The sequence below is a fragment of the Shimia sp. NS0008-38b genome, from assembly GCF_040370365.1.
In the GTDB taxonomy this organism is placed as follows: domain Bacteria; phylum Pseudomonadota; class Alphaproteobacteria; order Rhodobacterales; family Rhodobacteraceae; genus Shimia.
This window is the reverse complement of the sequence record NZ_BAABWQ010000002.1, coordinates 1,083,038-1,097,242: the sequence shown is the minus strand read 5'-3', so window position 1 is coordinate 1,097,242 and position 14,205 is coordinate 1,083,038. Positions and strand designations below refer to the sequence as shown.

The window sequence follows — 14,205 nt, the reverse complement described above, 5'->3', positions numbered from 1 at the left end:
TAAGGGGCGGGACACTCCCGCCCCTTATATTGACTCTATTATTCGAACACTGCGTCCGGATTGTCGAGGCTGTCGGACCCCTCAAACGCCAGCTGATCGAGACCAAGCGCAACCACAGCGGCCTCAATGGATGCGGTTTGCGCAACCAGACCGTTGACGCCACCCATCACCAGCGCTTCGCCGTCGGCATTGCCACGTTCAAGCATCTGATCATAAGAAAAACCGGATTCGGCTGCGGTTTTGATACGACCCAAGTTCATCATGGTGGTGGAGAGTTTGCCTGTCAGCTCAGCATTGAGACCTGCGTCTGCTTCAGCGACCAAATCAGACAAGGACGCTCCAGACACCAAAGAACCGTCCACGCGTACATATTCGCCCAGATACACGTTCTGGATGCCCAGACCGTCGTAGTAGTGGCTGTTATGGGTGTTGTCAGAGAAGCAATCGTGCTCTTCTTCTGGATCATTCAACAACAGGCCAAGGCGCATACGTTCGCCCGCTTGCTCGCCATACGACAAAGAGCCCATGCCTGTCAGGATCGCAACAATGCCTGCGTCTTCATTGCTGGTCAGTGTGGAGCGTGCTTCGCCGCCATCAACCCATTGTGCGGCCATCCATTCCAGATCGCTGACCAACAGGTCAGTCGCGGCCTTCAGATAGGCCGCACGACGGTCACAATTGCCATGTGTGCAGTCATCACCTGAGGCGAAATCGGTCCAAGAGCGCGCGCCTGCCCCATGGGCATGACCGTTCAGGTCCTGACCCCAAAGTAGGAATTCGATGGCGTGATAGCCGGTGGCAACATTGCTTTCCACACCGTCAGCTTCGTGCAGCGAGCTTTCCAAAAACTCTGGGGTGATGTCTGTGGCATCCACTGATGTGCCAGAGATGTCCAACGTCGCGTTGGCCACAACATTCAAAGCAGCCAGTGGGTTCTCATCAGTTGCGCCGCCATAAGATGCATCCACATAGTCGATCAGACCTTCATCCAAAGGCCAAGCGTTCACTTTGCCTTCCCAATCATCCACGATCGCGTTGCCAAAGCGATAAACTTCGGTCTGCTGGTAGGGAACACGCGCGGCAAGCCAAGCCTCTTTTGCCTGCTGAAGTGCCTCAGCGGAGGGCGCTTCGATCAGTGCATCAACGGCTGCCTGAAGGGTTTTCGCCGTTGTTAGGCTGTCTTCGTATTTTGCAGCAGCGATGTCGGCATAGTTGGTCAAAACATCTGCTTTGGTGGCAGCAAACGCCGGTGCAGCAAGCGCCAAAATAGCGGCGGTGGTGGTCAGAAATGCACGTGTCATGGATCAAATCCCTGTGTTGAACTTTAGGGCATAACTGACCAATTTACTAAGGAACGTCAATCCTTATTGTTTCAGTCTGATTTTGATCCTGCCGGAAATAGCCACAACTCACCACAGCGATCAGCTGCAGTCTTTAATCTTCGAGTAGGGGCTCGTAGCGGGCGTCGGTTAAGGTCTTCAGAAAAGCCACAATCGCGTCTACACGCTGATCATCCAAAGCTGGACCATGGGTCAATTCTTCAGTCGCCAAAGTTGCAGACACAGCGGGCGCACGAAACGGCACACCTGTCTCTGGGTTGATCTGTCTCTTTGGGTTGGGCGTGTTGAATTGGTTATAAAACAACACAACCGTACGCAAATCCTCAAACACGCCGTTGTGCATGTAGGGTGCGGTAACCGCCACATTGCGCAGCGTGGGGGTCTTAAATTTGCCGCGTTGATTTGGATCACCTTCAACATCAGGGTTTGTGGCAAGACCCTCATCAATCACGCACAATTCAACCCCGTTCAACGCTCTTAGCGCCGTATTCTCCGGCACGCCAATGTTGTGAAACTCGTAGCTGGTGAAGGTCTCTTTGGGATTGATCGCGCTCTGGCCTAGCTGGTGACAAAGATTGCAATTGGTGAACTGCTGCGAAAAGAAAAGCACCCGACCAAGGTCTTCTTCACGTGTCAGGTCAACCTCGCCACGCAAAAACCGATCGTATTTGCTGTCAAACGGGGCAAACACCTCGGTGCGCTCAAACGCCGCAATCGCCTGTGTCATGGCGGCGTACCCCGTGGCGGGGTCTGCAAGCACGCCACCGTCAAAAAGAGCTTCAAACGCCTGTTGGTAAGTCACATCCTCGTTGAGACGCGCAACAACCGCCGCGGCATCTGCCATGCCCATCTCCATAGGGTTGAGCGGTGGCCCACCGGCCTGATCTTCCAGAAGCGGCGCCCGGCCATCCCAAAACTGGCCGCCGGCCCACAGACCTTCGGCAGTCTTGTGAAACACTGGTGTCAGTGCGGCATACGCCGCGCTAGGAGCATTCCGGTCCCCAATCGATTCGCCATCATCGCCTATGGATGCCATGCCCCTTGGATCGGCAAAACCATACTCTGGATCATGACAGGTCGCACATGATTGCGTGCGATTGACCGAAAGGTTCACATCAAAAAAAAGGCGCTCACCCAAAGCTTCCAAGGTATCTGGCACAGGCTGAGCAAACTCAGCAGCGGCGCGGACAGCGACCAAAAAAGCAATGGCCAGAGATATGGCGATAGGGCGCATCAAAAAAGCCTGTTAGCTGATCTATTTTGTCAGGTTTTGAACCGAGCCCAGTGGAAAGTCAATTTGTGCAGATTGTCACGTCCCCACAACTCTGAACGTCACCGGCACAGGAAGAAGTCTGTCCTGCGATTGGGTCTGCCACAAAAAAGGCCGCCCAAGATGAGGCGGCCTCTACAAAACTTGATGGTGGTAGATCAGCGGTCGCGAAACTGCGGTTCCCGCTTTTCGATAAAGGCCGCCATACCTTCTTTCTGATCTTCTGTTGCAAACAGCGAATGGAAGGCGCGACGCTCAAACAGCAGACCTTCACGCAGCGTGGTTTCAAAGCTGCGATTCACAGCTTCTTTGGCCGTCTGCGAGGCGATCAGCGATTTCTCGGCAATCTTCTGCGCGGCGCCCAGGGCCTCTTCCATCAGCTTTTTGGGTGGCACGACTCGGCTTACCAAGCCTGAACGCTCCGCCTCAGCTGCATCCATGAAACGCCCGGTCAGGTTCATGTCCATGGACTTTGATTTTCCAACAGCGCGCGTCAAACGTTGGCTGCCACCAATGCCAGCTATCACGCCAAGATTTATTTCTGGCTGCCCGAACTTTGCGCTCTCCGCGGCAATGATAAAGTCACATGCCATCGCCAGCTCACAACCACCGCCTAGCGCGTAGCCCGACACCGCCGCAATCACTGGCTTGCGGATCTCTTGGATACGGTCGCCAAACTCAGCAAAGTAGTTGGACAAGTTAACTTCCGCGAAGGACAACTCAGACATTTCTTTGATGTCAGCGCCAGCAGCGAAGGCTTTCTCTGAGCCCGTCAACACGATGCAGCGCACCTTGTCGTTTTTGTCAGCACTTTGCAGCGCCTCCTGAAGCTCCTTGACCAGCTGCAGGCTGAGCGCATTGAGCGCGTCAGGGCGGTTGAGCTTGATAAGGGCTACGTGATCTTCAATTTCGACGATGATCGTCTCAAAAGCCATGAGAGGTGCTTTCATTGTTCCGGTCAGAAGTGATTCCTTACCAAATGATGAACTTGGATCAAGTTATCTTTGGCATTGCGCACAGAAGAAAGACGACCGCCCCGACTGGGTGATTCGGTCAATTTTGCCTTTGCAATCTGGGGTTTTGCACGGTTCACCCTCCCGTCCATAGACGTCAAAGCTGTGTTGAAAATATCCCAGTTCTCCGTCGGCCTGACGAAAGTCCTTAAGCGAACTGCCCCCGGCAGCTATGGCCGCTTCCAGCACATCGCGTATGATGGGCACAAGATTCTGTATGTGTTCCTTGGAAAGCGCCCCAGCTTTGCGTGTCGGCGCTATCCCTGCTCGAAACAGCGCTTCGCAGACATAGATATTGCCAAGACCCGCAATGATGCGCTGATCCAGCAACGCCGTTTTTATTGGCGTATTGCGCGCGCTGAGGCGCTCCACCAGGTAGGCTTCATGAAAGTCATTGCCCAGAGGTTCTGGCCCCAACTTGGCCAAGAGCGGATGGCTGTCGCTGTTGTCAGAAGGCAGCAAATCCATTGCGCCAAAGCGACGTGGATCATTGAAAGTCACACGCGCCCCGTTGTCCATGTCAAAGACCACATGATCGTGTTTCGCAGCCGCTGGGTGGTTGTGCGCAAATTGCCCAAGGGGATCGCCTGACACGGTCATGCGCCCCGACATGCCCAAATGGATCAACAAAGACTCACCGGTGTCCAAATCTGCGAGAATGTACTTCGACCTCCGCCGAAGCTGCGTGACCTTGGCACCCGTCAGGCGCTCAGCCATCCGGTCCGGGAACGGCCACCGCAAATCCGGGCGATTGACCCGCGCCTGTGCAATCACTGCGCCCTCCATGGCTGGCTGCAATCCACGGCGCACGGTTTCAACTTCGGGCAATTCGGGCATTCTATGTCACGCTCACATTGGTTTCACGGACAATGCGCAAAGACCGACGGGATGCGCAAGGTTGCACCACACCAACCACCGCACAAGACATGCGCGCCCACATGCCAATTCAGCGCATTGTGCACCCCCCATACGACCTATATGTAATGAGACAATCAAGAGGATTGCACGCGATGGCGGATACCGACAACACCACCCATTTCGGCTTTGATACCGTGGCGGAAAGCGAAAAGGCTGGCCGTGTACAGGGTGTTTTTGGGTCGGTGGCTTCAAAATACGATGTGATGAATGACGTCATGTCCATGGGCATCCACCGCATCTGGAAAGATGCGATGATGGATTGGCTCGCCCCCCGTCCAGGTCAGAAACTTTTGGATGTGGCAGGCGGCACAGGCGACGTGTCATTTAAGTTTCTCAAGCGCGCAGGCCATGGCCATGCCACCGTGTGCGACCTGACCGAACCCATGTTGATTGAGGGCCGCAAACGCGCCGAAGCTGACCATATGTCAGACAGTCTGGAATGGGTTGTGGGCGACGCAATGGCGCTGCCGTTTGAAAGCAACACCTTTGACGTCTACACGATCAGTTTTGGCATTCGGAACGTGACGCGACCGCAAGAGGCTTTGAATGAAGCTTTTCGCGTGCTCAAACCCGGCGGCCGTTTGATGGTGCTGGAGTTTTCGCAGATTCCCAACGATCTGATGCAGAAGGTCTATGACCTATATTCGTTCAACGTCATTCCACGTATGGGTCAGGCCATCGCCAATGACCGAGACAGCTACCAATATCTGGTCGAGAGCATACGTCGCTTTCCCGATCAAGAGACGTTCTTGGATATGGTCAAAACAGCTGGATTTGAGAACGCCAAGTACCGCAACCTGACCATGGGCATTGCCGCGCTGCATTCGGGTTGGAAGTTGTGAGAGGCCCTCACAACATCATCCGCCTGATCCGCACGGGTGCGACGCTGGAGCGTACCGGTGCGATGAGTATCGTGCTTGAGGCTTTTGAAGCGCCGCGTCACGTGCGCATGGTTCTGCGCGGGTTGGTTTGGCCGTTTCAATGGTTGGGCATCAAAGGTGATCCGGAGGCGCCGCCGCTGCCGCGTGCCCTCACCGCCCTTGGCCCTGCTTATATTAAGTTTGGTCAGGTGCTCTCCACCCGCCCGGATGTTGTGGGGGCTGATCTGGCCACGCAGCTGCGGGTGTTGCAGGATAAATTGCCTGCGTTCTCGATCGCAGAGGCAAAAGCCGCGGTACATCAGGAATTGGGTGTGGATGCCGATACGGTGTTTTCAGAGTTCTCCGAACCTGTTGCCGCAGCGTCCATCGCACAGGTGCACCGCGCGCGCATTGCGGAAACGGGCGAAGAGGTCGCCGTAAAGGTCCTGCGCCCCGGCATTGAGAGAGCCTTTCGCAAAGACGTTGACGCCTTTTACCTCGCCGCAAACACAATTGCCGCCCTGTCGCCTGCCTCACGCCGGCTGCGCCCGATTGAGGTGATCGAACATTTTGACGGCGTTGTGACCGGTGAATTGGATCTGCGTCTTGAATCCGCCTCCGCCAGCGAGTTTTCCGCCAACACCCAAAATGATGCTGGATTTCAGGTGCCAACCATCAATTGGGAGTTTTCAGCCAAACGGGTGATGACCTTAGACTGGGCCGAAGGTGAGGCCATTGGTGACAATGACGCGCTTGATAGGGCCGGCCACAACCGCGCCCAACTGGGCTCGCGCGTGTTGGAATTGTTCCTAAACCACGCATTGCGCGATGGCTATTTCCACGCCGATATGCACCAAGGCAACATGAAAGTCGCCACCAATGGGGACATCATCGCATACGATTTTGGCATCATGGGCCACATCGATGAATACACCCGTCGAGTCTACGCCGAAATCCTGTTTGGCTTCATTCAGCGCGACTACAAACGTGTGGCGGAGGTGCATTTTGAGGCGGGATACGTGCCTGCTCATCAAGATGTAGATGAATTCGCCCGGGCGCTGCGCGCTGTTGGAGAACCGATTTTCGGCATGGACGCCACGCGCATCTCCATGGGACGTTTGCTCAACTACCTGTTTGAAGTGACAGAGCGCTTTGGCATGGAGACCCGCACTGAATTGATCCTTCTGCAACGCACCATGGTTGTGGTCGAAGGTGTGGCGCGGTCACTGGATCCGCATGTGAACATCTGGGATGTCGCAAAGCCCGTGGTCTCTGACTACATCCGCGACAGTATTGGCCCTCGCGCGGCGCTGAATGATCTGGCCAAAACAGCGCGTGTGCTAATGCGGTTTGGCCCGCGTTTACCAGGCCTTGTTGAGGCCAGCCTTATTTCGCAATCAGAACCAAAAGAAACGGCAAAGCCACGGGTTTGGCCTTGGGTGCTCGCCAGCGCTGTGGCTGGCTCATTTTTGACCAGCACAGCCTTTTTCCTTTTCTATGTGGTTTGGCACTGATCCCCCGTTGATGTTGAGAACAGGGTCCGGCTTCGCTTTGCAGTGCGCCAAATGCGCGCTGTAAACTCGAAAGCATCTGAGCTGCCCCCAAATGCAAAAAAGCGCCCCCTCGGGCGCTTCTCTTTTTTGGGGCAGCAGCCCTTCGTTTTTGACAGCCTTAGAGCAGACCAGCGTGGGCCATTGCCGCATCAATTTGCGCCTTTGTGGCATCCGACAAACCAGTCAGCGGCAAGCGCACTTCTTCGTTGCACAAACCCAAACGCGACATGGCATATTTGACGCCAACAAGGCCTGGCTCAACAAAGATCGCCTCATGCAATGGCATCAGCTTGTCCTGATAGCTGAGCGCTTGCGCATAGTCGCCGGCTAGCATCGCGGCTTGAAACTCCGCACATAGTTTTGGCGCAACATTGGCCGTCACTGAAATGCAGCCCACGCCGCCATGGGCGTTAAAACCAAGCGCAGTGGCGTCTTCCCCAGACAGCTGAACAAAGTCAGCACCACAACTTGCGCGTTGCTGGCTCACTCGAGCCAGATCACCAGTGGCATCTTTGACACCCACCACGCGTGACAACTTTGCCAGCTCACCCATGGTCTCTGGCGTCATATCGACAATCGAGCGACCGGGAATGTTGTAAATGATGATCGGCAATTCGCAGCAGTCATGCACCGCGGTGAAATGCGCGATCAAACCACGTTGGGTTGGCTTGTTGTAATAGGGCGTCACCACCAAAATCGCGTCTGCGCCAACTTTCTCGGCATGTTGTGCCAGCTGAATCGCTTCCAGTGTGTTGTTTGAGCCCGCGCCCGCAATGACCGGCACCCGTCCCGCAGAGGCGCGCACCACTTCTTCGACCACTGCGTGATGTTCCGCGTGGCTTAACGTTGGGCTTTCGCCGGTGGTGCCCACAGGCACAAACCCATTGGTGCCTTCACCAATGTGCCACTCAACCAGCTTCTTGAGCGCTTCCAAATCCAGCTCGCCGTTCGTAAACGGCGTGACGAGTGCGGGGTATGACCCTTTGAACATGGCACGCTCCTTTTTTATGCGCAGCTGGGCAGAATTGCCCGTCTCTTTGAAATCGCGCGGACCCTAGCGAGAAGTTGCTCTCTTGCCAAGATTGTGAGTTGAGGGCGTCGGGCGCGCGGCGTATCGTTTGGGTTCTATCCTGTCTGGCATAGGAAAATGCAAGCCATGTTACGTCTTTTTCTGACTATCTGTGTGGCCTTGCTGTTGGGCCTGCCCGCCACAGCCCAACATCGCGAAGAGCTGCGTGCGGCAATGTCAGCAGTGCGCGCCAAAGATTGGGATGGTGCCACGCGCGCCGTGCGCAACACCGATCAGGTCACCCGAGACATCATTGAATGGCACCGTTTGCGCGCTGGAAAGGGTTCTGCCGATCAAGTGTTGACCTTTCTCGACCGGCGCAGCAACTGGCCTGGGTTGCCTTACCTGCGCAAGCAATCAGAAGCGGCCTTTGCAGATGTAAGTCATGAAATGGCCTTGTCTTTCTTTGTACATGGAAATGCACAGACCGCCGAAGGGGCCTTGGCACAGGCCCGCGTTTTGGAGCAGGCAGACGAAGCAGGCGCCGCACAGGCAACCATTGTTTTGGCTTGGCGCACCTTGCCAATGAACGCGCCCACAAAATCTGACTATCTCAGCCGATATGGCGACCTGCTTGCCCCACACCACACCGCGCGACTGGACGCGATGCTTTGGAAGGATTGGAAGAGTAACGCTGAGGCAATGTATCCCCATGTCTCCGATGGGTGGGTCAAACTGGCCAAAGCACGCCTTGGGCTACGCGCCATGGCCAAAGGGGTTGATGGGCTGATTTCAGCTGTGCCCGCTACCTTACAAGACGATCCCGGACTGGCGCATGAACGGTTTGTCTGGCGCCATAGAAAAGATCGAAACGACAGCGCGATTGAATTGATACTCATGCGCAGTCAGGCTGGCACGTTGGGCGAACCCGCAGAGTGGGCCCCTCGCCGCCGCTCTTTGATCCGCAATCAATTGCGCGCGGGCAACTACCAGACCGCTTATGCGCTGGCAGCGACACACAAACTTACTCCGGAGGCAGGGTATGCCTATTCTGACTGTGAGTGGCTGGCAGGGTATGTCGCCCTAAGGTATCTGAACAAACCCCAAGAAGCTGCCGCACATTTTTTGCGCTTTGCCCAAAGTGTGGAGACCCCGATATCCTTGGGCCGCGCCGGGTATTGGATGGGCCGTGCCTATGATGCAATGGGCGATGCAGACACCGCACAACAGGCCTATGTGGCCGGCGGCGCCCATCAGACAAGTTTCTACGGACTTTTGGCCGCGGAGAAGGCAGGCATAGCGGATGATCCTGCACTTTCTGGAACCGAAAAATTTCCCAATTGGCGCCAAGCCTCCTGGACCACCTCCAGCGTGCACAAAGCCGCCGAGCGGCTTCTGGCCGCAGGAGAACTGGATTTGGCAGAACGGTTTTGGGTACATCTGAGCGAAACTCAGGACCGGACGGCCTTAGGGCAAATGGGTGAAATGGCACTCGACAAAGGCCAGCCCCATGTGGCGGTGATGTTGGGAAAACAAATGGTCCGAATGGGAGTGACCTTGCCGGGCCCATATTACCCGCTTCATGCACTGGTAGATCAGAAACTGCCGGTTCCCGAAGAGTTGTCGCTCGCCATTGCCCGCCGTGAGAGTGAATTTGATCCTGTGGTGGTCAGCCATGCAGGCGCGCGCGGCTTGATGCAGCTGATGCCGGGAACCGCGCGCGATGTGTCCAAAAAAATTGGAGAGGTTTATGTACTTGGCAACCTCACCGCAGACCCGCGCTACAACGCCCGTCTGGGCAGCGCGTACCTAGCCGGTCTCGCGGAGCAATTTGACGGTAACATCATCATGATTTCTGCGGGCTACAATGCCGGTCCACATAGGCCCACGCGTTGGATGGCGGCCAATGGCGATCCACGGGGCGGCTCTGTTGAGGCGATGATCGATTGGATTGAAATGATCCCATTCAACGAGACGCGAAACTACGTCATGCGCGTCGCCGAAAGTCTGCCGGTATACCGCGCGCGACTTGGAAAAGCGCCGCATCCGGTACCGTTTAGCTCAGAAATCACGGGCGGCACGATCACAACGCGTTGACCCAGACCTCTAGCGCGCTTGGCGCTCTCGCCACCAGGTGAAAAGCCCCGCTGCAAGCACAATCACGGCCCCGACGGCCACGTTGGTGCGGAGCGTTTCGCCAAAGGTCACCATGCCCAGCGCTGCGGCGAACGGTAGCTGCAGATAGGCAAAGGGTTGAACTGCGCTCGCTTCCGCCACCTCATAGGTGCGGATGAGCAGCCAATGCCCCAACACGCCCATGCAGCACAATAGGCTCATCCATATCCAGTTGGGTCCCGAAATTGGCTCCCAGAAAAACACCCCGATCGCCGTCATCACCACACATCCCACGATCCCCGTGTAGAAAAAGCTGGTCTGTGCGGTGTCACCGCGCGCGACATAGCGGGTCATCAAACCATAGACGGCAAACATCAGTGCCCCCACCAGCGGGACAACGGCGACAGGGCTGAACACGCCCGTGCCGGGTTGCAGAATGATCATCACACCAACCGCCCCAACACCGATGGCCAGCCACCGCCTCCACCCCACCGTTTCCCCCAAAACAGGGCCAGACAGCGCCGCAATCATCAACGGATAACAGATAAAGATTGCATGGGTTTCGGTCAGCCCCAGAAGCGTAAAGGAGACAACCGTGACACAAATTTCAAACGCCAAAAGTGCGCCGCGCCCAATTTGCAGCCACAGATGTTCGGTACGGGCGACTTTGCGCAAACCACCACTGTGCCGCGCTGACAAAGCAATCACAAACAGCGCAAAGAACCAGTATCGGATCATCACAACAAGATAGGTGTTATATTGACTGGCCAGATGCCGCGAAATGCCATCCTGCAAAGCAAACACCAGCGTGGTCAGCACCATCAAAAGAATACCGAGACGGTTGTTGGAGGCCTTCATGTTGCGACTTTCCAACACCGTGTCATATGACGTTTGCGACCAAAGCCAGACACACGGGACACCTCAAAACCAGCATCCGCCAGGTTGCGCCTTACAAAACCCGCCGCAGTATAGGTTGCCGCGCTGCCACCGGGCTTGGTGTGTATGCCCACCTGTTTGATCAAGTCTCCATCCCATAGTTCTGGGTTTTTGGCCGGCGAGAATCCGTCCAAGAACCAAGCATCAGCCTCAAAATCCATCATCTTCAAGGTCTGGCGGGCATCACCACTCACCATTTGTGCATTCACACCTTCCAGTGTCGCCAAACTTGGATCCTCGGCATAGGCCGCCACAAGGCGCTTGGCATATCGCTCAAGTTCCGGAAAAGCCTTGAGCGCCAGCTCCATATCCGCAGCAGCCATTGGAAAAGCCTCAAAGGACGTGAATCGCAACTGCCCTTCGGAGGCCGCTTCATCCCATGCCATCCAAGCTGTCAGTAAGTTTAAGCCCGTGCCAAAACCCAGTTCAGCGATATGAAAATCCGGTACAAATCGCGCAGGAAGATCGTTGCCTGCAAGAAAAACGTGCTGCGTCTCGGCCAACCCATTGTCGAGGCTGAAATATGGGTCGTCAAAACGTGTTGAGACTGGAATGCCCCCATCGCGCCACGTAAGGTCAGGCTGATGTTCGCTCATTTCTTTTGTCCTATGGAGATGCGCGGGGAAGCTTTGTACAATCTGTCGCTGTTTGGCAATGGGAGTTACCGATCTTGGATGTGACCGTTTTGGGGGCTGGCGCCTTTGGGTTGTCCGTGGCCTGGTGTTGCGCAAAGCGGGGCGCAAAGGTGCGCGTGATTGATCCCCAAGGGGTTGGGGCTGGCGCAAGCGGCGGTTTGGTCGGGGCTTTGGCCCCCCACACACCCGAAAACTGGAACGCAAAAAAAGCCTTTCAGTTTGAAAGCCTGATCATGGCCGAAGATTGGTGGGCAGAAGCAGAAGAAGCCGGTGGTGTGACGTCTGGCTATGGGCGCACAGGTCGTTTGCAACCAATCCGCGATGAACACGCTCTGGACTTTGCTCACGCCCGCACGATCAGTGCCAAACAACTGTGGCAAGGCAAAGCACGCTGGCAGGTGGTGGGGCAGAACACTCTGGGCGCGTGGGCCCCGAAAAGCCCAACCGGCTTTCTGATCTTTGACACGCTCAGTGCCCGCATGTTTCCGCGCCGTGCCTGTGCCTCTCTGGCAGCTGGTATTCTGGCAAAAGGCGGGGAAATCGTCAAAAGCGGCGCGCATGATGGCAAGGTTGTATGGGCCACCGGATGGCTGGGCCTGATTGATATCTCAAAAGAGATGGGTGTGCCGTTTGGCAATGGGGTTAAGGGGCAGGCAGCCCTGCTGCGGTTGGACCAATCCACATCGCCACAGATCTACGCTGATGCGCTGCATATCGTGCCTCACGCAGATGGCACCGTCGCTATTGGATCCACCAGCGAGCGCGATTTTGACAACCCCGAAACCCCGGACGAGCAGCTCGATGCCGTGCTAGAGCGTGCGTATGTCGCCCTGCCAGCATTGCGCGATGCGGAGGTCATAGAGCGCTGGGCAGGCGTGCGCCCCCGAGCCAAAAGCCGCGCACCGATGATGGGACCGCATCCAACACGGCGCGGCGAATTTATCGCCAACGGCGGCTTCAAAATTGGGTTCGGCATGGGCCCAAAGGTTGGTGAGGTCATGGCAGATCTGCTGTTAGACGGCGTCGACGCCATCCCTGACGACTTCCGCCCACAGGCCTCCCTTTGACACATCTCAGGGGTCACAAATTCCTCGGCGCGGACACCGTTTTCGGCAAAGGCGACAGGACCGCTTAGCGCATTGCAATGTTGGCCGACACGTCCGCCTTGAGGACGTCCATCAGCGTCTCGACCGATGCCTGATATCGCTCACTGACCAGCTGGCCATTGGCATCAAAGGCCTTCCCGCTCTCAGCAATGCCGACCTCCGGTGCCAGAGCCAAGCGTGGACGGAATGCAACCAAACAACTGCGCAACATCGTTTGCGCGCGCACGCCGCCAGCACGCCCTGCAGCCGCGCTCATCAGGGCTGTGGGTTTGCCGACCATTGGTTTGTCTGAATGGCGACTGATCCAATCCAACGCATTCTTCAAGACGCCCGTGATGGCCCCATTATATTCCGGTGTGGCGATCAACACCGCATCCGCCGCAGCAATCTGCGCCACCAACGTGTTTACAGCATCAGGCAAGCCCTGCGCGCTTTCCAAATCACCATCATACAAGGGCAAATTGAGATTGGCCTCTGTATACTCCACCGCACCATACAGGCGCGCAGCTTCCCGCAAGAGTGTGCTGTTGGTGGACCCAGACCGCAAAGCGCCTGATATGCCGAGCAGTTTGTGAGGCATTCTCTCTCTCCTTGTTGGTTGCGAACCACCCTAAGACAAAAGGCGCCGCACACAAGCGACGCCCCCCGAACAGTTCATGTGCGTTGATGCAAAATCAAGCGTTGGGCAGGATCACAATCTCAACCCGCCGGTTCTGACGGCGCCCGGCTTCATCCAAGTTAGAAGCAATTGGCTGATCTTCCCCGCGACCAATCGCATCAATCCGCCCAAAAGACACCCCGTTGTTCATCAAGACATCCGCCACGGCGTTGGCCCGACGTTCTGACAATGTTTGGTTGTAACTCGCGGCACCTGTGTTGTCGGTGTGGCCCAAAACCTGCACCGTCGTGTCCGTATAGGCTTCAAGGCTACTGGCCACTTTCGCCAGATCATCTTGCAAGCTGAAGTTCACGTCAAAGCTATCAACATCAAACAGAATATCCTGCGGCATGGTGACAATCAGGCGATCTCCTGTGTTCTCGATGCGCACATCATCGTCCAGCTGCGCCCGCAGTTCCGCTTCCTGCGCATCCAGAGAGTTCCCAATCAAGGCCCCGACACCGGCACCCACCGCGGCTCCAGCAAGTGCATTGTTGTCTGTGGCAGCCGCCAGGCCTGCGCCCAGAATACCACCAATGATCGCGCCACTTTTGGTTTGGCGATGTTGATCGCGGTCATCCGCGGAGCCAGTCACGTAAGCCGGGTCCGTACAGGCCGCCAAAGCCAACATGGAAACAGCGCAAAGGGACAGGGTGATCTTTTTCATTTCGATGCCTCAATAGTGTCGCCGGTGGTCCGGCTTTTGACATCTATATATGGCAAACCACGTTGGGTCCCAAGCTTTGGCGAGTCACTTGTCGGCGATTTGATGCCGAAAATTGATCCCATTCT

Annotated in this window: 13 protein-coding genes; 4 read left to right on the top strand and 9 right to left on the bottom strand. The window is 56.2% G+C overall.

The annotated features are described in order from the left end of the window. Window positions 1–38: 38 nt before the first annotated feature. From ABWV47_RS11435 to mutM, 4 genes are all read right to left on the bottom strand, one after another. Window positions 39–1,301 carry an imelysin family protein gene (locus ABWV47_RS11435; RefSeq protein ID WP_353311823.1) on the bottom strand — a complete coding sequence of 421 codons (1,263 nt, stop codon included), beginning with the start codon at window positions 1,299–1,301 and terminating at the stop codon, window positions 39–41. A gap of 133 nt (window positions 1,302–1,434) precedes the next feature. After that, window positions 1,435–2,574 carry a cytochrome-c peroxidase gene (locus ABWV47_RS11430; protein WP_353311821.1) on the bottom strand — a complete coding sequence of 380 codons (1,140 nt, stop codon included), beginning with the start codon at window positions 2,572–2,574 and terminating at the stop codon, window positions 1,435–1,437. A gap of 194 nt (window positions 2,575–2,768) precedes the next feature. Continuing rightward, the gene (locus ABWV47_RS11425) at window positions 2,769–3,545 is read right to left on the bottom strand and encodes an enoyl-CoA hydratase (protein ID WP_353312098.1); all 777 of its coding nucleotides are present in this window, start codon (window positions 3,543–3,545) and stop codon (window positions 2,769–2,771) included. 63 nt (window positions 3,546–3,608) lie between these two features. Next, complete coding sequence (mutM, locus tag ABWV47_RS11420) at window positions 3,609–4,460, bottom strand: bifunctional DNA-formamidopyrimidine glycosylase/DNA-(apurinic or apyrimidinic site) lyase (RefSeq protein ID WP_353311819.1); 852 nt, start codon at window positions 4,458–4,460, stop codon at window positions 3,609–3,611. A 173-nt stretch (window positions 4,461–4,633) separates the two neighbouring features. Here mutM and ubiE point away from each other — a divergent pair, with 173 nt between their 5' ends. Together ubiE and ubiB are read left to right on the top strand one after the other, a co-directional pair. Continuing rightward, a complete protein-coding gene (gene ubiE, locus ABWV47_RS11415; protein WP_353311817.1) occupies window positions 4,634–5,383 on the top strand; it encodes a bifunctional demethylmenaquinone methyltransferase/2-methoxy-6-polyprenyl-1,4-benzoquinol methylase UbiE in 750 nt (249 codons plus the stop codon). Then, window positions 5,380–6,915 (top strand): 2-polyprenylphenol 6-hydroxylase, encoded by a 1,536-nt coding sequence (gene ubiB / locus ABWV47_RS11410; protein WP_353311815.1) that lies wholly within the window; start codon window positions 5,380–5,382, stop codon window positions 6,913–6,915. Before ubiE ends, ubiB begins: the two co-directional genes overlap by 4 nt. Before the next feature lie 157 nt (window positions 6,916–7,072). Here ubiB and dapA read toward each other — a convergent pair whose 3' ends face one another. Next, window positions 7,073–7,945 carry a 4-hydroxy-tetrahydrodipicolinate synthase gene (dapA, locus tag ABWV47_RS11405; protein WP_353311813.1) on the bottom strand — a complete coding sequence of 291 codons (873 nt, stop codon included), beginning with the start codon at window positions 7,943–7,945 and terminating at the stop codon, window positions 7,073–7,075. Window positions 7,946–8,110: 165 nt separating this feature from the next. Between dapA and ABWV47_RS11400 the strand changes: the two genes are divergently transcribed. After that, window positions 8,111–10,060, top strand: a complete 1,950-nt coding sequence (locus ABWV47_RS11400; protein ID WP_353311811.1) for a lytic transglycosylase domain-containing protein — start codon at window positions 8,111–8,113, stop codon at window positions 10,058–10,060. A gap of 9 nt (window positions 10,061–10,069) precedes the next feature. Here the strand turns inward: ABWV47_RS11400 and ABWV47_RS11395 are convergent, their stop codons facing one another. After that, window positions 10,070–10,936 (bottom strand): DMT family transporter, encoded by an 867-nt coding sequence (locus ABWV47_RS11395; protein ID WP_353311809.1) that lies wholly within the window; start codon window positions 10,934–10,936, stop codon window positions 10,070–10,072. After that, window positions 10,933–11,610, bottom strand: coding sequence for a tRNA (5-methylaminomethyl-2-thiouridine)(34)-methyltransferase MnmC2 (gene mnmC2, locus ABWV47_RS11390; RefSeq protein ID WP_353311807.1), 678 nt, complete (start codon window positions 11,608–11,610; stop codon window positions 10,933–10,935). The genes ABWV47_RS11395 and mnmC2 overlap by 4 nt, the downstream gene beginning before the upstream one ends. 71 nt (window positions 11,611–11,681) lie before the next feature. Here mnmC2 and ABWV47_RS11385 point away from each other — a divergent pair, with 71 nt between their 5' ends. Next, window positions 11,682–12,716: an NAD(P)/FAD-dependent oxidoreductase gene (locus tag ABWV47_RS11385; protein WP_353312096.1), complete on the top strand. Its 1,035-nt coding sequence runs from the start codon at window positions 11,682–11,684 to the stop codon at window positions 12,714–12,716. Between the two features lie 64 nt (window positions 12,717–12,780). Here the strand turns inward: ABWV47_RS11385 and ABWV47_RS11380 are convergent, their stop codons facing one another. Together ABWV47_RS11380 and ABWV47_RS11375 are read right to left on the bottom strand one after the other, a co-directional pair. Next, complete coding sequence (locus tag ABWV47_RS11380) at window positions 12,781–13,335, bottom strand: NADPH-dependent FMN reductase (RefSeq protein WP_353311805.1); 555 nt, start codon at window positions 13,333–13,335, stop codon at window positions 12,781–12,783. Window positions 13,336–13,429: 94 nt separating this feature from the next. Continuing rightward, window positions 13,430–14,080, bottom strand: coding sequence for a YiaD family glycine zipper/OmpA-like lipoprotein (locus ABWV47_RS11375; protein ID WP_353311803.1), 651 nt, complete (start codon window positions 14,078–14,080; stop codon window positions 13,430–13,432). Between the last annotated feature and the right edge of the window lie 125 nt (window positions 14,081–14,205).